Annotated in this window: 20 protein-coding genes; 14 read left to right on the plus strand and 6 right to left on the minus strand. The window is 62.5% G+C overall.

The window, feature by feature from the left end; all coding sequences use genetic code 11:
- The first annotated feature begins 353 nt into the window (after positions 1 to 353).
- The 10 genes from C8K61_RS02435 to efp all read left to right on the plus strand — a co-directional run bounded on the left by C8K61_RS02435 (position 354) and on the right by efp (position 11,063).
- Positions 354 to 1,721 (plus strand): glutamine synthetase family protein, encoded by a 1,368-nt coding sequence (locus C8K61_RS02435; RefSeq protein ID WP_108094574.1) that lies wholly within the window; start codon positions 354 to 356, stop codon positions 1,719 to 1,721.
- Between the two features lie 64 nt (positions 1,722 to 1,785).
- The gene (locus C8K61_RS02440) at positions 1,786 to 3,075 is read left to right on the plus strand and encodes an FAD-binding oxidoreductase (RefSeq protein ID WP_108094575.1); all 1,290 of its coding nucleotides are present in this window, start codon (positions 1,786 to 1,788) and stop codon (positions 3,073 to 3,075) included.
- A 157-nt stretch (positions 3,076 to 3,232) separates the two neighbouring features.
- The gene (locus C8K61_RS02445) at positions 3,233 to 4,150 is read left to right on the plus strand and encodes a MoxR family ATPase (protein WP_108094576.1); all 918 of its coding nucleotides are present in this window, start codon (positions 3,233 to 3,235) and stop codon (positions 4,148 to 4,150) included.
- Positions 4,151 to 4,163: 13 nt separating this feature from the next.
- Complete coding sequence (locus C8K61_RS02450) at positions 4,164 to 5,126, plus strand: DUF58 domain-containing protein (RefSeq protein WP_108094577.1); 963 nt, start codon at positions 4,164 to 4,166, stop codon at positions 5,124 to 5,126.
- Complete coding sequence (locus tag C8K61_RS02455; RefSeq protein WP_108094578.1) at positions 5,123 to 7,114, plus strand: DUF3488 and transglutaminase-like domain-containing protein; 1,992 nt, start codon at positions 5,123 to 5,125, stop codon at positions 7,112 to 7,114. The genes C8K61_RS02450 and C8K61_RS02455 overlap by 4 nt, the downstream gene beginning before the upstream one ends.
- Before the next feature lie 18 nt (positions 7,115 to 7,132).
- Complete coding sequence (locus C8K61_RS02460) at positions 7,133 to 7,897, plus strand: CHAD domain-containing protein (protein ID WP_108094579.1); 765 nt, start codon at positions 7,133 to 7,135, stop codon at positions 7,895 to 7,897.
- 114 nt (positions 7,898 to 8,011) lie between these two features.
- Positions 8,012 to 8,809, plus strand: coding sequence for an acyl-CoA thioesterase II (locus tag C8K61_RS02465; protein WP_108094580.1), 798 nt, complete (start codon positions 8,012 to 8,014; stop codon positions 8,807 to 8,809).
- A 151-nt stretch (positions 8,810 to 8,960) separates the two neighbouring features.
- Positions 8,961 to 9,170 (plus strand): hypothetical protein, encoded by a 210-nt coding sequence (locus C8K61_RS02470; protein WP_108094581.1) that lies wholly within the window; start codon positions 8,961 to 8,963, stop codon positions 9,168 to 9,170.
- Between the two features lie 149 nt (positions 9,171 to 9,319).
- The gene (gene earP / locus C8K61_RS02475) at positions 9,320 to 10,456 is read left to right on the plus strand and encodes an elongation factor P maturation arginine rhamnosyltransferase EarP (RefSeq protein ID WP_108094582.1); all 1,137 of its coding nucleotides are present in this window, start codon (positions 9,320 to 9,322) and stop codon (positions 10,454 to 10,456) included.
- A 34-nt stretch (positions 10,457 to 10,490) separates the two neighbouring features.
- Positions 10,491 to 11,063, plus strand: a complete 573-nt coding sequence (gene efp, locus C8K61_RS02480) for an elongation factor P (RefSeq protein ID WP_108094583.1) — start codon at positions 10,491 to 10,493, stop codon at positions 11,061 to 11,063.
- A 65-nt stretch (positions 11,064 to 11,128) separates the two neighbouring features.
- Here efp and C8K61_RS02485 read toward each other — a convergent pair whose 3' ends face one another.
- From C8K61_RS02485 to C8K61_RS02495, 3 genes are all read right to left on the minus strand, one after another.
- Positions 11,129 to 11,557 (minus strand): organic hydroperoxide resistance protein, encoded by a 429-nt coding sequence (locus C8K61_RS02485; protein ID WP_108094584.1) that lies wholly within the window; start codon positions 11,555 to 11,557, stop codon positions 11,129 to 11,131.
- A 151-nt stretch (positions 11,558 to 11,708) separates the two neighbouring features.
- Positions 11,709 to 12,149 carry a MarR family winged helix-turn-helix transcriptional regulator gene (locus C8K61_RS02490; protein WP_108094585.1) on the minus strand — a complete coding sequence of 147 codons (441 nt, stop codon included), beginning with the start codon at positions 12,147 to 12,149 and terminating at the stop codon, positions 11,709 to 11,711.
- Between the two features lie 91 nt (positions 12,150 to 12,240).
- Positions 12,241 to 13,095, minus strand: coding sequence for a LysR substrate-binding domain-containing protein (locus C8K61_RS02495; RefSeq protein WP_108094586.1), 855 nt, complete (start codon positions 13,093 to 13,095; stop codon positions 12,241 to 12,243).
- Between the two features lie 152 nt (positions 13,096 to 13,247).
- Between C8K61_RS02495 and C8K61_RS02500 the strand changes: the two genes are divergently transcribed.
- From C8K61_RS02500 to C8K61_RS02510, 3 genes are read left to right on the plus strand one after another with little or no spacing between them, the layout of a single operon-like run.
- The gene (locus C8K61_RS02500) at positions 13,248 to 13,484 is read left to right on the plus strand and encodes a DUF1127 domain-containing protein (protein WP_108094587.1); all 237 of its coding nucleotides are present in this window, start codon (positions 13,248 to 13,250) and stop codon (positions 13,482 to 13,484) included.
- A gap of 31 nt (positions 13,485 to 13,515) precedes the next feature.
- A complete protein-coding gene (locus C8K61_RS02505; RefSeq protein ID WP_108094588.1) occupies positions 13,516 to 14,013 on the plus strand; it encodes a DUF3291 domain-containing protein in 498 nt (165 codons plus the stop codon).
- Positions 13,985 to 15,202, plus strand: a complete 1,218-nt coding sequence (locus C8K61_RS02510) for a winged helix-turn-helix domain-containing protein (RefSeq protein ID WP_108094589.1) — start codon at positions 13,985 to 13,987, stop codon at positions 15,200 to 15,202. Before C8K61_RS02505 ends, C8K61_RS02510 begins: the two co-directional genes overlap by 29 nt.
- A 130-nt stretch (positions 15,203 to 15,332) precedes the next feature.
- On the opposite strand, the gene C8K61_RS02515 is transcribed toward C8K61_RS02510, so the two are convergent.
- From C8K61_RS02515 to C8K61_RS02525, 3 genes are read right to left on the minus strand one after another with little or no spacing between them, the layout of a single operon-like run.
- Entirely contained in the window at positions 15,333 to 16,940 is a 1,608-nt protein-coding gene (locus C8K61_RS02515; protein WP_108094590.1) for an arylsulfatase, read from the minus strand.
- 45 nt (positions 16,941 to 16,985) lie between these two features.
- Positions 16,986 to 17,825 carry an ABC transporter ATP-binding protein gene (locus C8K61_RS02520; protein ID WP_108094591.1) on the minus strand — a complete coding sequence of 280 codons (840 nt, stop codon included), beginning with the start codon at positions 17,823 to 17,825 and terminating at the stop codon, positions 16,986 to 16,988.
- A complete protein-coding gene (locus C8K61_RS02525) occupies positions 17,822 to 19,414 on the minus strand; it encodes an ABC transporter permease (protein ID WP_108094592.1) in 1,593 nt (530 codons plus the stop codon). The genes C8K61_RS02520 and C8K61_RS02525 overlap by 4 nt, the downstream gene beginning before the upstream one ends.
- Positions 19,415 to 19,718: 304 nt before the next feature.
- On the opposite strand from C8K61_RS02525, the gene C8K61_RS02530 reads away from it, so the two are divergent.
- Positions 19,719 to 20,771, plus strand: a complete 1,053-nt coding sequence (locus tag C8K61_RS02530; RefSeq protein WP_108094593.1) for an ABC transporter substrate-binding protein — start codon at positions 19,719 to 19,721, stop codon at positions 20,769 to 20,771.
- Positions 20,772 to 20,780 lie beyond the last annotated feature (9 nt).

A 20,780-nucleotide genomic window follows, 5' to 3' on the forward strand; every position in this document is an offset into this window, starting at 1 on the left:
AGCCGCGAGCTGTTGAATTGATGCGCCAATGTTTACCAGCGCCGCAACTAAACATAGTCAGATTTGAATTTAAGCCAGCGTCGCCCATGTGTGACTCTGCTAAGCATCTGTTTACAGAGCCTTTCTATTGAGCACCTCGCTTCCCATCGAATTGGCTTTCTGGGCCTTGTGGCACTGCCGCCATGCCCGTCCGCCAGACGCCGCCTCTCTCTGATCGGGCCCACGCCCGCCACGTGCATCTGCACGTTTCCTGCATAGCCACCGAACTTGCACTGACGCCTTGATGGTCGTTCGTCTGTGTGTGGCTGTTTGCCCGGCGTTTTGCCGTCGGGCGTAAAGATAGAGAGAGCCCCATGAGTTTTGCCCATCCGCAAGAAGCCCGCGATTTCCTGCAACAGAACCCCGATATCGAGGCGTTCGAGCTGTTCATCATCGACAACAACGGCGTGCCGCGCGGCAAGCTGCTGCATCGCGACGAGCTGTTGGCCGTGTACGAAACCGGTCGGCCGCTGCCGAGCACCATCCTCGGCCTGACCATCAACGGCGATGACGTGGAAAACTCCGGGCTGGTCTGGGATGTGGGCGATATCGACTGCCGCGCTTACCCGATTGCCGGCAGCCTGACCCGTTTGCCCTGGCGCTTGATGCCCACCGCCGCCGTACAGGTGAGCATGCACGAGAAGGAGGGCATGCCAGCGGCGATTGCCGACCCGCGCCGCCTGCTGGAAAAAGTCATCAACGAACTGCAAGCCGACGGCTACTACCCGGTCATGGCCGCTGAGCTGGAGTTCTACCTGTTGGACCAGAAACGCGATGCCCATGGCCGTCCGCAACCGGCGCTGGATGCCGATGGCGGTCGCCCGTACAGCACGCAGGTCTACGGCCTGCGCGAACTGGAGCAGATCGAGCCGTTCCTCGCCGACCTCTACGCCGCCTGTAAAGCCCAGGGCATTCCGGCGCGCACAGCGATCTCCGAATACGCTCCCGGCCAGGTCGAAATCACCCTTGAACACCGCACCGACGCCCTGCAAGCGATGGACGAAGCGGTGCGCTACAAACGCCTGGTCAAAGGAGTCGCTCACAAGCACGGGATGACCGCCTGCTTCATGGCCAAACCCTTCGACCACATCGCCGGTACCGGCATGCACATGCACGTGAGCCTGGCGGATAAAGCCGGCAATAACCTGTTCGCCAGCGAGGCGCCGGAAGGCACGCCGCTGCTCAAACAGGCAGTCGGTGGCATGCTCTCGACCCTGCTCGATTCGCTGCTGTTCTTCTGCCCGAATGCCAACTCCTACCGCCGGTTCCAGGCCAACAGCTACGCGCCGCTGGCACCGACCTGGGGCGTCGACAACCGCACCGTCAGCCTGCGGGTGCCAGGCGGCCCGGCCAATAGCCGGCACATCGAACACCGTATTTGCGGCGCCGACGCCAACCCGTACCTGGCAGCAGCAGCCATTCTCGCCGGCATCCACCGCGGCATTCGAGAGCAGCTCGATCCGGGCGCGCCGATTGAAGGCAACGGCTATGCCCAGGCCACCGAGGTGCTGCCCACCGACTGGCTGACCACCCTGCGTGCCTTGGAGAAATCCGCCTGGGCCCGTGATGCCCTGGGCGAAGACTTTCTGCGGGTATACCTCGCGGTGAAAAACGCCGAGTACCGCCAGTTCATGGGTGAAGTCGGCGAGCAAGACTGGCGCTGGTACCTGCAACAGGCCTGAGTATTTTTGATAGCCCCCGGCCCCGGACGACAACCACGGTGGCCGGCAGATTCTGGATAACCCTATGACTTCGCAACGCAGCAATTCCTACTACACCGCCACGCTGAACCAAGAGACCAGTTACCCACGCCTGGAAGGCGAAGTACGGGTCGACGTGGCCATTATCGGTGGCGGTTTCACCGGTGTTTCCACCGCCCTCGAACTGGCCGAGCGTGGCCTGAAAGTGGCGATCATCGAAGCCAAGAAAGTTGGCTGGGGCGCTACCGGCCGCAATGGTGGGCAGGTCACTGGCAGCCTCTCTGGCGATGAAGCGATGCGCAAACAGATGCGCGCCAAACTCGGCGATGACGTCGATGATTTCATCTGGAACCTGCGCTGGCGCGGCCACGAAATCATCAAAAAGCGCGTGGAGAAATACAACATCCAGTGCGACCTCAAACACGGTCACCTGCACGCCGCCTACAAGCCCAGCCACATGGACGGCCTCAAGGCCAACTACGACGAAGCGGTGCGCCGCGGCATGGGCGATGACGTGCGCATCGTCAGCGCCGCCGAGATGCCCAGCCTGCTGGAAACCAACATCTACCACGGCGCCCTGCACAACAAACGCAACATGCACCTGCATTCGCTGAACCTGTGCCTGGGTGAAGTGCGCGCCGCTGAAAGCCTTGGCGCCCTGGTGTTCGAAGAGTCGCCGGTAATCGACATCATCCACGGCGACCTGCCGGTGGTGGTCACCGAGCACGGGCGCGTGGTGGCCAACTCGGTGATCCTCGCCGGCAACGCCTACCACAAGCTGGAAAAACGCAAGATGGCCGGCATGATCTTCCCGGCCTCTGGCGGCATCGTGGTGACCAAGCCCCTGGGCGAGGAGGTGGCCGCCAAGCTCAACCCGCAGGACCTGGCGGTCTACGACTGCCGCTTCGTGCTTGACTACTACCGCATGACCGCCGACAAACGCCTGCTGTTCGGCGGCGGCGCCAACTACTCCGGCCGCGACTCGCGCGACATCGCCGGCGAACTGCGCCCGGCCATCGAACACACTTTCCCGCGTTTGAAAGGCGTGGAAATCGAGTTCCAGTGGAGCGGCATGATGGGCATCGTCATCAACCGCATTCCGCAGCTGGGCAAACTGTCGAAAAACGTCTGGTACGCCCAGGGCTACTCCGGCCATGGCGTGGCCACCACCCATATCGTCGGCGAGATCATGGCCAACGCGGTAACCGGTTCGATGGAGAAATTCGACACCTTTGCCGGCGTCAGCCATATCCGCCTGCCGTTCGGCGATTGGGTCGGCAATCAGATGTTGGCCGTGGGCATGTGGTACTACCAGATGCTTGAGCGCTTGCGTTAACGATCCTGAGCGGCGGATATCCCCGGCGGGACTATTCGCCGTCGCGCGGCACACAAATGCCAACCCCCGTAGCAAAAACGTCAGGAAAGGTTGCAGAGCCTTTGCCAGCGCGGCACACCCCGGTAGCATCCGGGGTTCGTGGACAAAGGGGTAATGCATGCACAGCAAACTCGACGCCTGCCTGGCGGCGGTCAATCAGATCCTGTTGGGCAAGGAGCCGCAGGTACGCCTGGCGCTGACCTGCCTGTTGGCCCGCGGCCACCTGTTGATCGAAGACCTGCCCGGTATGGGCAAGACTACCCTCAGCCACGCTCTGGCCAATGTGCTCGGGCTGAACTTCCAACGTATTCAATTCACCTCGGACCTGTTGCCTGGCGACATCCTTGGCACTTCCGTGTTCGATAAGGACAGCGGACTGTTCGTGTTCCATCCGGGGCCGATTTTTGCCGAGCTGGTGTTGGCCGATGAGATCAACCGCGCCACACCGAAAAGTCAGAGTGCGTTGCTTGAGGCCATGGAGGAGGGGCAGGTGACCATCGAGGGCGCGACCCGGCCGCTGCCGGAGCCGTTCTTTGTGATTGCCACGCAGAACCCGGTGAGCCAGGGCGGCACCTTTGCCTTGCCGGAGTCGCAGCTCGACCGTTTTCTCATGCGCTTGTCCCTGGGCTATCCGGCCAAGGCGGCGGAGAAGGCGCTGTTGCTCGGCGAGGCACGGCGGGAAATGTTGCCGCGACTGGACGCTGTACTCAGTCATGAACAGCTCGCCACCTTGCAAGCCGAGGTGCCCAAGGTGCGCGCCAGCGATGCCCTGGTGGACTACGTGCTGCGCCTGGTGGAAGCCACGCGCACCCAACCGCAGTTTGCTTGGGGTCTGTCACCACGGGCGAGCCTGGCGCTGTTGGCCGCCGCCCGGGCCTGGGCGTTTCTGGCCCAGCGCGATTATGTGATTCCCGAGGATGTGCAGGCGGTGTTGCCGTCGGTGGTGGGCCACCGTTTGCGCGAGCGTGCCGACCCGGCCGGACATGGCGGTGGCGCCCTGGTGCAATGGCTGCTGCGCGAAGTGCCGGCGCTTTGAGGGCGCGCGCCTGATGGCTGTGTTCAAACAGCGCTGGCAACGCTGGTTGCAGCGGCGTATTCCGCCGGCAACCAGCGTGCTGCTGACCCAGCGGCGGATTTTCATAATCCCCACGCGCATTGGCGCGGCCTACGGCCTGGCGTTGTTTCTGATGCTGATGGCCGGGGTCAATTACCAGAACAGTCCGGCCTACGGCCTGACATTCCTGCTGGCATCGGTGTTTATCGTCGCCATCCTCCATACCTACCGCAACCTTGCCGGCCTGACCTTGCATGCGGCTGGCGGCAGCCCGGTGTTTGTTGGCGAGCAAGCCACGCTGAGAATTCGCCTGAGCAGCAATGGCCGCGCCCATCAGTCGATTGCCTTGGGCTGGCCGCCGTTGGAACTGCAGTCTTACGACGTGCCGGGCAACGGCCTGTGCGAATGTGAGTTGCGGGTTCCAGCCGAGCGCCGTGGCTGGTTGCGGCCGGGGCGTTTGCGCGTCGAGAGTCGTTTTCCGCTGGGTATTCTGGTGGCTTGGAGCCTGGTGGACCTGGACCAGGCGCTGCTGGTTTATCCGCGGCCGATAGCGGGCGAGTTGCCGCTGGCCGCCGGCGCTCGTGAGGACGATGACGACGATGAAGGCGCGCGGGTGTTCGGAATGGGTGCCGATGACTATCAAGGCTTGAAAACCTACCAGCCTGGCGACTCCAAACGGCGCCTGCACTGGAAAGCCTATTCCCGTGGCCACGGCCTGCTGGTGAAGGATTTTGCCGCCCTGGCCGGGCGCGATCTGTGGCTGGATTTCGCCGCCCTGGATGGTGATCCGGAAATGCGCCTGTCGCTGCTCTGTCACTGGGTGCTGACCTTGTCCGAGCGCCAGCAGCCGTTTGCGCTGCGTTTGCCGAATGCGGTGTACGGCCCGGACGTGGGTGAGACCCATCGCGAAGCCTGCCTGCGTGCCTTGGCGCTGTTCGACCAGGAGGATAGAGCGTGAGTGCACTGCAACCAATCCCGCGCATCAGCCTGCTGTGGCTACTGGTGGCGCAGGTGCTGGTGATCATTCCGCACCTGGAACACTTGCCGCTGTGGATCATCGCCCTATGGCTGGTGTGCGCCGGTTGGCGAGTACAGATCTACCGCATGCGCGCGCAATACCCCGCGACCTGGCTGAAGTCGGGGCTGACGGTGGGCATTGTCGGAGGGGTGTTTTTATCCCGCGGCAGCCTGATTGGCCTGGATGCCGGGGTGGTGCTATTGATCGCTGCGTTCATTCTGAAACTGGTGGAAATGCGCAGCCGCCGCGATGCCCTGGTGTTGATTTTGCTGGGCTTCTTTGCGGTGGTGACGCTGTACCTGTTCGACGATCGCATGACCACCGTGGTGTTTACTCTGTTGCCGGTGATGGGCCTGCTGGCGGCGCTGATTGGCCTGCAACAGAGCCCACAGCAGCAAAGCCCGTGGCCGCCGCTGCGCCTGGCCGGGGGGCTGCTGGCGCAAGCGCTACCGCTGATGGTGCTGCTGTTTCTGTTCTTTCCGCGCTTCGGCCCGCTGTGGACGCTGCCGATGCCGAATAACCAGGCGATTACCGGGTTATCGGACAGCATGGCGCCCAATGATATTGCCGAATTGAGCCGCTCCGATGCCTTGGCCTTTCGCGCCAGCTTCGACGGCCCGCTGCCGCCACGCAGCCAGCAATATTGGCGGGCGCTGACCCTTGACCAGTTCGAAGGCCGGCGCTGGTCGCAGTCACTGGAGGCACGTTTTGCCCGCGCGCCGCAGTGGACGCCACAAGGCGAGCCGTTGAAGTACCGGATCATCATGGAGGCCACTAACAAGCCCTGGCTGTTTGGCCTCGACCTGGCCAGCACTGACCTCGAAGACGCACAGCTGATGGGCGACTTTCGCCTGGAGCGGCGCTTGCCGGTGGACCAGACCCTGGTGTACCGCGTCACCTCCTGGCCCCAGGCACTGCGCGAGCCGCAAGCGAGCAAACCGGCGTTACGGCGGGCCACGCAACTGCCCAAAGACGGCAACCCGCAGAGCCGTGCCTGGGCGCAGCAGCTGCAGGCCCAGTACCCGGCCCCGGAGAAACTGGTACAGGCGCTGTTGCAGCACTTCAATCGTGAGCCGTTTACCTACACCTTGCGGCCACCGGCGGTGGGTGAAAACAGCGTCGACGATTTTCTGTTCGGCACCCGCGCCGGTTTCTGCGAGCACTACGCCGGCGCCATGGCCTTTGTACTTCGCGCGGCAGGTATTCCGGCGCGGGTAGTGGCGGGGTATCAGGGTGGCGAGTTGAACCCCAGCGGTCAGTACATTCAGGTGCGCCAGTTCGATGCTCACGCCTGGGTGGAGTATTGGCGCGAGGGCGTGGGCTGGAGCACCGTCGACCCAACGTTCCAAGTGGCGCCTGATCGCATTCAGCGCGGCCTCGAAGAGGCGATGGTGGGAGAGCAGAGCTTCCTGGAAAACTCCCCGCTTTCGCTGCTGCGCTATCGCCATATCAACTGGGTGAACCAACTGCGCCTGAGCTGGGAAGAGCTCAACTACGGCTGGCAACGCTGGGTGCTCGATTACCAGCAAGGCACCCAGCTGGAGGTATTGCAGAAATGGTTCGGCCGTCTGGATTCCCGTGACCTGGTGCTGAGTCTGGTGGGCGGTGGCGGGGCAGTGTTGCTGCTGGTCGGGCTGTGGTTGTTCAAACCCTGGCGCCGCGAGCGCGATGTGCAGCAGCGCGTGTATCAGAGTTTCGAGCGTGTGTTGGCGCGCCATGGTGTGCGCCGCCAATCAGGCGAGGGCGCCCGAGCGTTTGCGCAGCGGGCCGAGCTGGCGTTACCGGCACAGCTGGGGCACATTCGTGCCTTTGCTGACGCCTTCGAGGCGCAGCGTTACGGCGGTACGCCGGCTTCGCCCAAACAGTTGCAGCAGCAGGTGCGGGCGTTGCGCCGGGCATTGCCGCTGCGCTGGCTACAACGTGATTGAGGCCTAAGGTGGTCACCCATGTCTGAGTTTGTCGATGCCCTGGTTGCCCGGGTGCTGCAGTTGGAAATCAGCCTGCTGGCTGGCCGCGAGCGGATGGCCGCTGGCACCGACAGCGAGGCGCTGCACGATGTGCGGATTGCCGTGCGCAAACTGCGCAGCCTGTTGCGGCCGTTTCGCAACGTAGTCGAGCACGATCCGCTGGTGAACGCTGCCGCGGAGCTGGGGCGGATCAGCAGCCCGGTGCGCGACAGCGAGGTGCTGCTCGGCGAATTGCGTCGGCACGGCGGCATGGAAGCGGTGATCGCACCTCGCGAGCGTGCTTTACCGGAGCAGTACCGTACGCTGATCGCCAGCCCCGAAGCCTTGCGTGTGCAACGCGCGCTGGACCTGTGGCCGAGCTTCTTTCGCCAGTCGCTGCAGGACGCCGCGCCCGAGCACCTGAAAAGCTACGTCACGCGCAAACTGGATAAAGAGAGCCAGCGCCTAAGCGCGGCCATGGCCGACCCGGCGCATGACCGCCATCGTTTGCGCATTCTGATCAAACGCGTGCGCTATTGCGCCGATGCCTACCCGCAGTTGGTCGAGCTGCCGGCCAAGCACACCAATGCCTTGAAGCGCGCGCAGAACGCCCTGGGTGCCTGGCACGACCGCCTGCAATGGCTGGCGCGCGCCGAGCAAGATGCTGAGCTGGCGCCGCTGGTGGCGCAGTGGCAAACGGAGCTGGCCGAGGCTGAGGGGCGGTCCGATCTCGCCCTGGAACAACTGGCGCGCTTCTATGGCTAGGGTGCAAAGGTCGTAATCCGCCGGCCAATTGGCTAAACCGGCACTTTCCGCGTCTTTCGTCCGGCTGCTTACTTCCCCTACCATCAGCTACGCCTTTTTTCGTTCGAGATTTCTATGACTTTTTCCGAGTTGATCAACGCCGTCCGCGCCAACCCTCAGGCCGTGGTAGTGCCTGCTGAATGGGGCCAGGGCCGCGCCGGTTTCGGTGGCCTGGCGGCGATGCTGGTGTACGAGGCCATGCGCGCTGTGGTGCCGGCAGACCGCCCCGTGCGTTCGTTGGCCATCACCTTCGTCGGGCCGCTGGCGGTGGATACCCCGGTGAGCCTGGAAGCCGAAGTGCTGCGCGAAGGCAAAGCGGTCAGCCAGGTGCTTGGCCGCGCGGTGCAGAACGGCCAGGTGGTGACCATCGTCCAGGGCAGCTTTGGCGCTGGCCGTGAATCGGCGATCAACGTCGAAGCGCAACCGGCACCCAGCATGAAAGCCGTGGACGACTGTCCCGAGCTTCCGTACCTGAAAGGCGTAACTCCGGAGTTTACCCGCTACCTGGCCATGCGTTGGGCCGTCGGCGGCATGCCATTCAGCAACACGCTGTCGCGGGAAATGGGCGGCTATGTACGCCTGCGTGGCGAAGAACAGGTGAGTGAAGTCACTGAATCGCACCTGCTGGCCCTGGTCGATGCCTGGCCACCAGCGGTGCTGCCGTTCCTGAAAAGCCCGGCGCCGGGCAGTTCGCTGACCTGGACCATCGAGTTCGTGCAGCCGGTGCCGAAACTGACCACCGATCAATGGTGCCAATACCTGGCCACGATCGAATACGCCCGCGATGGCTATGGCCATATCGCCGCGCAGCTGTGGACCCCCTCCGGTGAGCTAGTGGCGTTGAGTCGCCAGACCGTTACCGTTTTCGGTTAGTACCTCCCCACGAGCGTAGGAGTCGCCCGGCGGCTCCTACGCTATCGCCCGTCTAATCTGATTTCCCCATAGCCACTATCAAGCCGACTGATTTCCGCCCACCCCCGGGCGGCCAGTAAGGTAGCCCCCATACAGCGTTCTGGAGGCGGTTATGGCCCACATCAACATCATGTCCATGGTTGGCAGCGCAGTCCCGGCGACCTTACGCGCCGATGGCTTTCTGGCGTGCTGGTACGTGATGGTCGATGGCGTGCAACGCTCCGGTCCGTTCACGTCGTTCGAGGCGGCGGCACTGAGCAAAACCCTCTGGACCTTCGAATCCCTGTTGCGCAGCAAGCCCACCGAGGTGCTCGCTGCCTAAGCGTTTCACGCTGCTCCCCCGGCGTACTTGGCAACTCCCCGGTTGCCTGTTTTTTTCTGCGTTGCTCCGCGCCTTTAGCCCGTCCAAGTGACGGGCTTTTCTTTGCGCGCTGCAGGTAAACTGCCGGCTTATTTTCGGGAAGCCTCAGCGTGAAGTGGGACATTTTCTGTAGCGTGGTGGACAACTTCGGCGACATCGGCGTGACCTGGCGCCTGGCCCGGCAGCTGGTGGCGGAGCAGGGCTGCGCGGTGCGTTTGTGGGTTGACGAGCTGAGCGCGTTCGCCCGTATCTGCCCGCAAGCCGATGCCACCCTGGAGCAGCAATGGCAGGAGGGCGTCGAGGTCTGCCAATGGCCAACGGCATGGCAACCGGTGGCAGCGGCCGATGTGGTGATCGAAGCCTTTGCCTGTTCCTTGCCGCCGGCCTATATCACCGCCATGGCCGAACGCGCGCGTGCTTCGCTGTGGCTGAACCTGGAATACCTGAGCGCCGAGGACTGGGTGGAGGGTTGCCATGGTTTGCCATCGATGCAATCCAACGGCCTGCAGAAGTTCTTCTTTTTCCCAGGCTTCACTGCTGGCACTGGTGGTTTGTTGCGCGAGGGCAAGCTGCTCGCCGCGCGTGATGAGCTGCAACAGCATCCCCGCGCGCGCTCCGCATTTCTCGCCTCGCTGGGCGTGACGCCGGAGCCAAACAGCCAACTGATCTCTCTGTTTGCTTACGAAAATCTTGGCCTGGGCGAATGGCTTGGTGCCTTGGCTGATGCATCAACCACCAGCCATCTTTTGGTGCCAGAAGGGCGGGTGTTGGGGGATGTCGAGCGCTGGTTGGGCGAATCACTGACGGCTGGCGATGTGCGCGAACGCGGCGCACTGCGGGTGCAAATTCTGCCCTTCGTCGCCCAGCAAACCTATGACCGTCTGCTCTGGTGTTGCGACTTCAACGCGGTTCGCGGCGAGGACTCGTTCGTGCGCGCGTTGTGGGCGGGTCGACCGCTGGTATGGCACATCTATAAGCAGGACGAAGACGCCCATCTGGATAAACTGCAGGCCTTTTTGGCGCTGTATCAGCAGGGCTTGTCGCCGGCTGCGCAAACGGCGCTCAGTCAATTCTGGCTGGCGTGGAATAGCGGGGAAGGGGTAGCCGCGAGCTGGGTAAACCTGCAAAGGCTGCGCGCCGAACTGGTCGCTCATGCTGAGAAGAAGGCTCTGCAATGGGCCTCTCAGGCCGATCTTGCGACGGCGCTGGTACAGTTTTACCGAAATTGGCTATCATACGCGGCCTAGAATTCTGTACCTCCATCCAAATTCGGATACTCGTATGAAAACCGCACAAGAAATGAAGCCTAACAGTGTGGCCCTGATCGACGGCCAACCATGGCTTATCCAAAAGGCCGAATTCACTAAATCCGGTCGTAACAGCGCCATCGTTAAAATGAAGTTGAAGAACCTGCTGAGCGGTTCTTCCACTGAAACCGTTTACAAAGCCGACGACAAAATGGAACCAGTGATTCTGGACCGCGTTGCCGTGACTTACTCCTACTTCAGCGAACCGAACTACGTGTTCATGGACGAAGAGTTCAACCAGTACGAGCTGAACTCCGAAGACCTGGAAAGCGTTCTGCCGTTCATCGTTGATGGCATGACCGACGTCTGCGAAGCCGTGTTCTTCGAAGGCAAAGTGGTTTCGGTAGACCTGCCGACCACCATCGTTCGCCAGATCACCTACACCGAAGGTTCGGCTCGTGGCGATACTTCGGGCAAAGTGATGAAGCCTGCCAAGCTGAGCAACGGCACTGAAGTCAAAGTGGCTGACTTCTGCGAGATCGACGACTGGATCGAAATCGACACCCGTACCGGCGAGTACAAATCGCGCGCTAAAGCTCCAGTTTAAAAACTGGCTTTACCGGCGACATAAAAAAGCCCGACCTAGGTCGGGCTTTTTTGTGCGCGGTGGTTTTACACAGCGACGTTCAGGGTCACCTGGATATTGCCGCGGGTGGCGTTGGAGTAAGGGCACACCTGGTGGGCCGCCTCGACCAGCGCTTCAGCGTCGGCTTTATCAAAACCTGGCAGGGAGATGTTCAATTCCACTTCCAGACCAAAACCGCCGGGGATCTGGCCGATGCCGACTTTGCCGGTGATCGAGCTGTCGGCAGGCAATTGTTTCTTCTGCTGGCCGGCAACGAATTTCAAGGCGCCGATAAAGCAAGCCGAGTAGCCGGCGGCGAACAGTTGTTCCGGGTTGGTGGCTTCACCACCTTGGCCACCGAGTTCACGCGGGGTGGTGAGTTTTACATCGAGAATGCCGTCGGAGGAAACAGCGCGGCCGTCGCGGCCACCGGTGGCAGTTGCAGTGGCGGTGTACAGGGCTTTGATGGTTTGCATGGTGATTCTCCAGTTATCTATTCAGTTTGCTTGCTAAAGTTTTGTGCGCTAAGCAGTGCGGGGAGTGAAAGTTAGTGTCTATTTAGTTTGCGCGCAAGATAAATAATTGGATTAAATCGATCTAAAGACCTGCATGTTCGGGAATAAGCGTCTAGACCGCGTTCTGCAGGCTGTCGCGCAGGGTCACCAAGTCGCTTTTCAGCGCCAGCAAATCCGCAGGTTGCTGACCGGAAGCTTTGAGAATGCACGCCGGAACGCCCAGCGCCTGTTCCTGCAGGGCGCGGCCTTTGTCGGTCAGGCGCAGTTGCACCACCCGTTCATCCTGGGTGCTGCGGGTGCGGGTGAGCAGGCCTTCGGCCTCCAGGCGCTTGAGCAGTGGGGTGACCGAGCCCGGATCGGTGAGCAGGTGCTGGCTGAGTTCGCCGACGGTAACGCCGTCGCCTTCCCACAGCACCAACATGGCCAGGTATTGCGGGTAGGTGAGGTTCAGCGCTTGCAGCAGCGGCTTGTACACCTTGGTCATCAGCAACGAGGTGGAATACAGCGCGAAGCACAGCTGGTTTTCCAGTTTGAGCTGTTCAGGCGTGGCCATCGGTGCCTCCGGGCTGGGTTATGAAGGGAAGAGGAGCACAACGTTAGCGCGCTTGAGTTTAATGCGCCATGCATGTTTCCAGAGATCGAGGCTACACACGAAACCCTTCCACAATATGTTCCGCCAGGCTTTCGCTTACCGGCGACTGGGTGCGGGTGTTGCGCAGCAGCACGATGCTGCACAGCGGAAGCTCCGGAAGCCCTTCGGCTTTGCCGAGGATGCGCATGTCCGGGGTGATCAGGCTTTGCAGTTGTGCGGTAACTGCCAGCCCGGCGCTGACCACCGCCATCAGCGCCGACAGACTCGGGCTGGTGTAGGCCACGCGGTATTCGCGGTCCATGGTTTCCAGTGCGTTGCAGGCCCAGGCGCGGCAGAAGCAATCGCTGTTGAACATCGCCAGCGGCATCGGCGTTTGTTCATGGGGGCTGAAACCCTGGGCTTCGGCCCAGACAAAACGTTCCTGGCGCAGCAGTTGGCCGATCTCATCACCGGGCATGCGGGTGACGATCGACAGGTCGAGGTCCTGACGTTGCAGCAGTTGCGCCGACGACTCGCAATGCACCTCCACCTGCACCATCGGGTAGGCCTGGGCGAAGCGCGAGAGAATGCCGGGGAGAAACCGCATCACGTAGTCATCCGGCGTGCCGATGCGCACCGAGCCGACCATATGCGGCTCGCGCAAGGTGTTGATCACCTCGCCATGCAGTTTCAGGATCCGCCGCGCATAACCCAGCAGCACCTGGCCCTCGGCCGTCAGCCGCACCTGGCGGCCTTCACGCTCGAACAGGGCGCGCTGTACCACGTCCTCTTCCAGGCGCTTCATCTGCATGCTCACCGCCGATTGCGTGCGGTTCACGGCTTCGGCGGCACGGGTGAAACCGCCGAGATCGGCGATGGCCACAAAGGTGCGTAACAGTTCGCTGTCGATGCCGACGTAGCTGCTCATATGGAGGTGCTCAATTCATCAAGTAAGGGAATGGGTCGCATAAGAAACATTCGTTGGATTGATCTTAGCCGTGGGCAGAGACTGACGCCATCCCCTAAGCGCTGCAGTTCGTCGCACTCCTTACGGGGGCATTGCACATGGAGAGCTGAATCATGAAAGCACAAAAAGGTTATGCCATCGCCGCCGCCTTGCCACGGACGAAAACCACTGCCACCGGCTCTTTGCTGAGCCGCCTGTGGAAGCAGGTGAAACGCTGGAACGAACTGGCCGCCCAACGTCGTCTGCTGGCGAGCATGCCAGACGCTACGCTGAAGGACCTGGGGCTGTCGCGAGCCGACCTCGAGCAGGAAGCGGAACGGCCATTCTGGGATGACCCGCTGCGCCGCTAAGCGAACCCTCAACACCACCAAGGAAGATTGCATGAGCTCGACGTACCACCTGGCGCAAGTGAACATTGCCCGCACCAAAGCCCCGCTCGATGACCCATTGATGCGGGGCTTTGTCGAACAACTGGACCCCATCAATCAACTGGCCGAACGCAGCCCGGGGTTTGTCTGGCGCCTGCAGACGGAAGAGGGCGACGCCACCTCGATTCAGCTGTTCGACGACTCGCGCCTGATCGTCAACCTGTCGCTGTGGGACTCCTTCGAAGCGCTGAAAAACTACGTCTACAGCGGCGACCACCTGACCGTGTTGAAGGCCAAGAAAAGCTGGATGGAGAAGCTCGATACACCATCGCTGGCCCTCTGGTGGCTGCCGGCTGGGCAACTGCCGACACCGGCCGAGGCCAAGGCGCAATTGGCCTTGTTGGCAAAAAATGGCCCTTCATCGACTGTATTCACCTTCGCCAGGCCGTATCCTGCACCCGAAGCCGAACCAGGTGCAGCCGATGTCCACAGCGCTCTCGCTCTCCCTTAAACAAGCCCGTCGCCTGGCCCTCAGCGCCCAGGGTTTTGCCGGGCGCCGTAGTGCCAGTGCCGTCAAAGCCGCCAGACTGAACCAGATGATCGAGCGCCTGGGCGTGGTGCAGATCGACTCGGTCAACGCCGTGGTGCGCTCCCATTACCTGCCGTTGTTCTCACGCCTTGGCGAGTACGCACCTAGCCTGTTGGAGCACGCCGCCTGGGGCGCCGGCAAGCGCCGTACGTTGTTCGAATATTGGGGTCATGAAGCCTCGTTACTGCCCCACGCCTTGTACCCGTTGATGCGTTGGCGCATGCAACGCGCGGCGCAGGGCCAGGGCATTTACAGTCAGTTGGCAAGCTTTGGCCGCGAGCAGCACGCGGTGGTGCAACGGGTGTTGGCTACGGTGCGCGATCAAGGCGCCACCGGCGCGGGCGCACTCACAACCCGGGTGGAACGTGCCGGCCCCTGGTGGGACTGGAGCGCAGAGAAGATGGCGCTGGAATGGCTGTTCGCTGCTGGCGAGGTGACGGTCGCCGGGCGTCGCGGTTTCGAGCGTTTGTACGACGTGCCGGAACGGGTGCTGCCCAGCGCCTGGCTCGCTCATCCCGAGGTGCCTGAAGCCGACGCCCAGCGCCAATTGCTACTGCACTCTGCCGCCGCGTTGGGCGTGGCCACGGAAAAAGATCTACGCGACTACTTTCGCCTGGAGCCGAAAGACAGCCAGGCGCGGCTCGCTGAACTGGTCGAGGCCGGCGCCTTGTTGCCGGTGCAGGTAGAGGGCTGGGACAAACCGGCCTACTGCTTGCCCGGCCTGAGCATTCCGCGCGCGGTCAAAACCTCGGCGTTGCTGTCGCCCTTCGACTCGCTGATCTGGGAGCGGGCGCGCACCGAGCGGCTCTTCGACTTCCGCTACCGCCTGGAGATCTACACCCCGCAACCCAAGCGGGTGTACGGCTATTACGTGCTGCCGTTTCTGCACAATGAGCGGTTGGCCGGGCGCGTGGATTTGCGCGCTGAGCGCAGTACAGGCCGCTTGCTGGTGCATGCGCTGCATGAGGAAGCCATGGGGCTGGATGAAGAGGGCGTGTACGCCCTGGCGCGCAATTTGTTGGAGATGGCGCGGTGGTTGGGGTTGGCTGAGGTGTGGGTGAATTGTCCGAAGGCGCAGAGTGAGCGGTTGCGTAGTGCTCTGGTTGGATGAGATCGCAACAGCCCCTCACCCCCAGCCCCTCTCCCGCAAGCGGGAGAGGGGAGTCTTACGGAGGTCCCTAAGCTAGCCCCTCACCCTAACCCTCGCCCCTCAGGGGAGAGGGTTAGGGTGAGGGGTGGCCTTATGGCTGAAACGGCGACTTGGCGAGCACCACGCCCGTCTCGGCCACGTACTGATGCCAATGCTCCAGCAATTCCTCCAGCTTCTGTGGCTCGGTCTTGGCCAAGTCATGAATCTCGCCAGGGTCTTTGCTCAGGTCATACAGCTGCCACGTGGCCGGGCCGACCGGGGCGGGTAGGAACACCGCTTTCAGGTCGCCTTTGCGGATCGCGCGCATGCCGAACAGCTCCCAGCCGGTGACGGTGTTTTCGTCATGGATCTGCTCGGTCTCGCCGCTCAGGTAGCCCAGCCAGGATTTACCGCGCGGCTCGGCCACCTCGCGGCCATGCCATTTCTTGCCCGGGTGGCGCACGCCGGCCAGGTCGAGAATGGTCGGGGTGATGTCCATCACCGTGCTGAACTCTTTGACGATCTGCCCCTGACGCTCGAACTGCGGGTAACGCACCAGCGCCGGCACCCGAATGCCGCCCTCGGTGGTGAACGCTTTGTACAGGCGCGACGGCGCGGTGGCCGCCTGGGCCCAGCGCGGGCCGTACCAGACGTAGGAGTTGGCGCGGCCGATGTTGTCCAGGCTGTTGTCGTAATGGGTGTCGAGGTAGGTCAGCAGGCTTTCGCCGAACAGCGGGAAGGCTTCCAGCAGCAGGCCTTCGGCGCCGTTGTCGGACATGAACAGCACGAAGGTGTTGTCCAGCTCGCCCTGTTGGCGCAGGTAGTCGACCACCCGGCCGATGTTCCAGTCCATGCGCTCGACCATCGCCGCATAGGTTTCCATGGTGCGCGCGGAAATCGCCCGCTGCTCATCGTTGAGCTGCTGCCATTCCTTGTTCTGCGCCAGCACCGGGTGGGCTTCTACATCCTCTGGCACCAGGCCGAGTTCTTTGAGCTTGGCCAGGCGCTCCTGACGCAACACTTCCGGGCCGGCGTCGTAACGGCCTTTGTAATTGGCCACTACGTCAGCCGGCGCTTGCAGCGGCCAATGCGGGGCGGAGAACGGCAAATAGGCGAAAAACGGCCGCGCCTGGTCGCGCTCTTTCAGGTACTGCAGCAGCTTGTCGCCGAAGGCGTCGGAGGAATAGAAGTCGTCCGGCAGTTTGTCGACGAACTGGTCGTCTTCGATATACAGCACCGGCGTGCCTTTGATGATGCCTGGGGTGTTTTCGTCTTCCGGCGGCTCGTAGCCGTAGTGGTTGGCGGCGCCGGGCAGCAGCGAGAAGGAGCGCTCAAAGCCGCGGGCATGGGGTGCCAGGTCCGGGGTCAGGCCCAAGTGCCATTTGCCTGCCATCAATGTTTCGTAACCGGCCTCGCGCAGCAGCTCCGGCAAGGCCACCACGCGGTCGTTGAGGTAACCCTCGTAACCGGGTTTGCCCTGTTGGTCCGGGTGGATGGCTTCGGCCATGGCACCGATGCCGGCAATGTGGTGGTCGGTGCCGGTGAGCAGCATCGAACGGGTTGGCGAGCAGGTAGGCGCAGTGTGGAAGTCGGTCAGGCGCACGCCCGCATTGGCCAGGGCGTCGAGGTTCGGTGTGGCGATCTCGCCGCCAAAGGCACCGAGGTCAGAGAATCCCAGGTCGTCGGCGACGATCACCAGGAAGTTGGGGCGTTTACTCATGGCAAAACATCCTTTCTAAGGGCGGTCTTTTAGTAAGCCCAGGGGTTAATAGGCGATGTAGGCCAGCGGCAGGTCTTCGACGCGCACCACCGGCGGGGCGACGTACTCGCCATCGCTGGTCAGTTCGTGCAGCAACTCTTCGCGCAACTGGTGGAATTCAAAACTGCTGCGGGCGCGTGGGTGCGGCAGGTCAACTTCCACTACTCGTTTGATCCGCCCGGGTCGTGGCTCCATCACCACCACACGGTCGGCGAGGAAAATCGCCTCTTCGACATCGTGGGTGACCAGCAAGGTGGTGATCTGTGCACGGCTGCGGATGGCCAACAACTCGTCCTGCATCTGCTGGCGGGTGAGGGCATCTAGGGCGCCGAAGGGTTCGTCGAGCAGCAGAATCTGCGGGCTGGCCACGAGGCCGCGGGCAATCGCCACGCGCTGCGCCATGCCGCCGGAAAGCTGGTGTGGGTAGGCGCGCTCAAAGCCCTGCAGGCCGACCAACTGAATAAACTCGTGCACCCGGCGAAAGCGTTCGGCCTGGGTCAGGTGTTCGTTGACCAGGCCCAGGCCGATGTTCTGTTCCACCGTCAGCCAGGGGAACAGGCGGTGCTCCTGGAATACGATGCCGCGGTCGCCACCGATGCCTTGCACCGGTTTGCCGGCCACTTCGATCTGCCCGCGGAATTCACTGTCCAGGCCCACCAGCAAGCGCAGCAAGGTGGATTTGCCGCAGCCGCTGGAACCGACAATGGCGACGAACTCGCCGGGGGCGATATCCAGGTTGAATTCACGGATGGCTTCCAGCTCACCGCCGTCGACGGCGAACTGTTTGCCCACATGGGTAAAGCGCACCAGCGGCGCGGCTGGCTGCGGGAAGGCGAGGGTAGTCATGCGGTTCTCCAGCGCGTGGCACGCGCTTCGATAAATTGGCCAAGGGCATTCAGGGCAGCACCGGTGAGGCCGATCAGGAGCATCGCGGCCATCACCTGGTCCATGCGAAACAGCTGCTGGGCACCAATCATCAAGGTGCCGATGCCATAACCCGAGGACATGAAATATTCAGCGCCGATGGTGCCTAGCCAGGCATAGATCAGGCCCAGGCGCAGGCCGGCGAAAATCGCCGGGGTGGCGCCGGGCAGAATCAGCAAACGCAGGCGCTGGAACAGATTCAGGCGCAGGGCCTGGGCGGCTTCGCCCAGTTGCGGCGAGAGGTTGCGAATGCCGCGTTGAGTGGCAATCAGCAGCGGAAAGAACGCGGCCAGGCCGACGAACACTAGCTTGGCCAGCTCACCCAAGCCGAACCAGGCGGTAAGCAGCGGCACCCAGGCGAAGATCGCGATCTGCCGCAGCGCCGACAGGCTAGGGCCGAGCAGGCGTTCACTGCTGGCCGACAAACCGAGCACCACGCCCAAGACAAAACCCAGTCCGCCGCCAACGGCCAAGCCGGCCAGGGCGCGCAACAGGCTGTTGCCCATGGCGTAAGGCAAGCTGCCGTCGCTGAACCCTTCATAGGCGCTAAGCAGCACCTGCCAGGGGCTGACCAGAATATTGCTGTCCACCAGCTGCAGCTGGCTGACGGTCTGCCACAACGCCACTAGGCCCAATGGCAGGAACCAGGGTTGCAGCCGCTGCCAACCGGAGCCCAGCGGGCGGCGGCGGAATTCGGCAGTCGGCGGGTGTGGCCAGAACAGCAGTTTGTGGTCGAGTAGGGTGATGCCGCGTTCCATCAGCACGCCGACCACGCCAATGATCAGGATGCACACGAACACCACATCGAGCATAAACAGCTGGCGGCCCCAGACCATCAGGTAGCCGATGCCTTCACTGGAGGCGAGCAGTTCCACCGCCAGCAACGACGACCAGCCGGTGGCCAGCGCCAGGCGCAAGCCAGCCATAAACGAGGGCAGCGCGGCCGGCAGCACCAGGCGCCAGATCAGCAGGTAAGTCGGCAGGCGCAGTACCGCAGCGGCTTCACGCAGCTTGGGTTGGGCATCGCGCACCCCGACCAGGGTGTGGATGGTCACCGGCACCACCACGGCCTTGACCAGCACCACCAGCTTGAGGGTTTCGCCAATGCCGAACAGCAGCATGAACAACGGGATCCACGCCAGGGTGGGAATCTGCGCCAGGGCGCTGAAGGTGGGAAACACCAACCGTTCGGCTCGCGGGCTGAAGCCCAGCGTGGCGCCCAACACCGCACCAATCGCCACACCCACCGACAAACCCCAGAACAGCCGCTGCAGGCTGATCCACAGGTTGCTGAACAAATCCTGCTGGCTCAGCTCCACCACGCTTTGCCAGACCAGTGCCGGCGCCGGCAGGGTTTGCGCCGACATCCAGGCGTGGCGGGCGGCCAGGGTCCAGAGCAGAAACAGCAGGGCGGGTACCACCCATGGCAGTAAGGCGTAGCGCAGGCGGGCGGGGTTCAGGCTCAAGCGCTGGGCTGGTTTGCCCAGGCTGAGGGTGCGGGTGGCTGCCATATCAATGACCTCGGGCGGTGGTAGAGGGCTTAGATATATTCTTCATAGGCATATTAAATTCAGTTATCTGTGCATTTATTGGCTAAGAAACCGCATTTAATGGCCCCACCCCCGCCCGGGCAAATGCCTTTGTTGAATACTTTTTATGCTTTTCGTGCATCTCCCGTGTAAGCCGCCGTGTCAGCGCTATAGCGCTTTTGGTTACTAAAAAATAATTTAATAGTATTTATAGTTTTGTTTGGCGTATGCCTTATTCGCCGCAACAGCCGGCACCGAGCCGGTAACTGGCGGGGAGCCTGCAGCGATGAAAGCGTTAATCCATTCGGCCTTGGGCCTGTTTGCGTCACCCTTGTTGGCCGGCTTGTTGGGCGTGTTGGTGGTGCCCGTCTTGGTGGTGCCAACGGCGGCCCAGGCCGCGCCCGAACCGCTGACAGAAATCCGCATCGCCGTGCCCGACCTCAGCGCCGTGGCCACCCACAGTGGTGGCGGCCTGGTGGATGTGGTGCGCGACCAGCAGCTGTTCGAGAAAGCCCTGGCCGCCGAGGGCATCAAGATTCAGTGGAATTTCTTCAAGGGCGCGGGGCCGGCCATCAATGAGGCGTTCGCCAATGACCAGGTCGACCTGGCCTACCTCGGCGACCTGGCGGCCATCGTCGGCAAGTCCAACGGCCTCGACACCCGCCTGCTGAGCGCCACCGCGCGTGACGTGAAGCTGTACCTGGGCGTGCTGCCCGGCTCAGGGATCAAGACCCTGGCCGACCTCAAGGGCAAACGCGTCGGCATTTTCCGTGGCACTGCTGTGCAGTTGTCATTCGACGCCGCGCTGGTCAGCCAGGGCCTCAGCGAAAAAGACTTCAAGGTGATCAACCTGGATTTCACCGCCTCCACCTCGGCACTGGTGGCCAAGCAGATCGACGCCACCTGGGGCGCCTCCAACCTCACCGCACTGCGTGCCCGTGGCCTGGTGGAAATTCCCCTGACCACCAAAGACCTTGATGGCGCGGGCAGCATCCAGAGCGTGCTGGTCGGCTCCGGCGCTTTCGTTGATGCCCACCCGGACATCGTCAAGCGTCTGCTCAAGGCACAGGAAACGGCCGAGCAGTGGGTAGCCCAGGAAGCCAACAAAGATGCCTACATCAACCTGGTGTCGACCCTCGCGGGATACCCGCCGGTGATTCTGCAGAGTGATCTGGGCGACGAGAACCTGGGCCAGCTGTTCCAGACCCGACTGGACCCAGCGTTCCTCGCCAAGCTGGATAGCTCGATCAAACTGGCCAGCCAGCAGCGCTTGATTCGTAAGCCGTTCAGTACGGCGGAATGGGTGCAGAAGGACGTAGTGCTTAGCCAAAATCCATAACGCTGCGTT

Origin of the sequence: Pseudomonas sp. GV071, from assembly GCF_003050835.1 — a bacterium.
GTDB lineage: Bacteria > Pseudomonadota > Gammaproteobacteria > Pseudomonadales > Pseudomonadaceae > Aquipseudomonas.

Bases quoted from the DNA above. Each gene is read 5' to 3' on its own strand.
- C8K61_RS02435 (WP_108094574.1), top strand. From the start codon at position 354: ATGAGTTTTGCCCATCCGCAAGAAGCCCGCGATTTCCTGCAACAGAAC.
- C8K61_RS02440 (WP_108094575.1), top strand. From the start codon at position 1,786: ATGACTTCGCAACGCAGCAATTCCTACTACACCGCCACGCTGAACCAA.
- C8K61_RS02445 (WP_108094576.1), top strand. From the start codon at position 3,233: ATGCACAGCAAACTCGACGCCTGCCTGGCGGCGGTCAATCAGATCCTG.
- C8K61_RS02450 (WP_108094577.1), top strand. From the start codon at position 4,164: ATGGCTGTGTTCAAACAGCGCTGGCAACGCTGGTTGCAGCGGCGTATT.
- C8K61_RS02460 (WP_108094579.1), top strand. From the start codon at position 7,133: ATGTCTGAGTTTGTCGATGCCCTGGTTGCCCGGGTGCTGCAGTTGGAA.
- C8K61_RS02465 (WP_108094580.1), top strand. From the start codon at position 8,012: ATGACTTTTTCCGAGTTGATCAACGCCGTCCGCGCCAACCCTCAGGCC.
- C8K61_RS02470 (WP_108094581.1), top strand. From the start codon at position 8,961: ATGGCCCACATCAACATCATGTCCATGGTTGGCAGCGCAGTCCCGGCG.
- efp (WP_108094583.1), top strand. From the start codon at position 10,491: ATGAAAACCGCACAAGAAATGAAGCCTAACAGTGTGGCCCTGATCGAC.
- C8K61_RS02485 (WP_108094584.1), bottom strand. From the start codon at position 11,557: ATGCAAACCATCAAAGCCCTGTACACCGCCACTGCAACTGCCACCGGT.
- C8K61_RS02490 (WP_108094585.1), bottom strand. From the start codon at position 12,149: ATGGCCACGCCTGAACAGCTCAAACTGGAAAACCAGCTGTGCTTCGCG.
- C8K61_RS02495 (WP_108094586.1), bottom strand. From the start codon at position 13,095: ATGAGCAGCTACGTCGGCATCGACAGCGAACTGTTACGCACCTTTGTG.
- C8K61_RS02500 (WP_108094587.1), top strand. From the start codon at position 13,248: ATGAAAGCACAAAAAGGTTATGCCATCGCCGCCGCCTTGCCACGGACG.
- C8K61_RS02505 (WP_108094588.1), top strand. From the start codon at position 13,516: ATGAGCTCGACGTACCACCTGGCGCAAGTGAACATTGCCCGCACCAAA.
- C8K61_RS02510 (WP_108094589.1), top strand. From the start codon at position 13,985: ATGTCCACAGCGCTCTCGCTCTCCCTTAAACAAGCCCGTCGCCTGGCC.
- C8K61_RS02515 (WP_108094590.1), bottom strand. From the start codon at position 16,940: ATGAGTAAACGCCCCAACTTCCTGGTGATCGTCGCCGACGACCTGGGA.
- C8K61_RS02520 (WP_108094591.1), bottom strand. From the start codon at position 17,825: ATGACTACCCTCGCCTTCCCGCAGCCAGCCGCGCCGCTGGTGCGCTTT.
- C8K61_RS02525 (WP_108094592.1), bottom strand. From the start codon at position 19,414: ATGGCAGCCACCCGCACCCTCAGCCTGGGCAAACCAGCCCAGCGCTTG.
- C8K61_RS02530 (WP_108094593.1), top strand. From the start codon at position 19,719: ATGAAAGCGTTAATCCATTCGGCCTTGGGCCTGTTTGCGTCACCCTTG.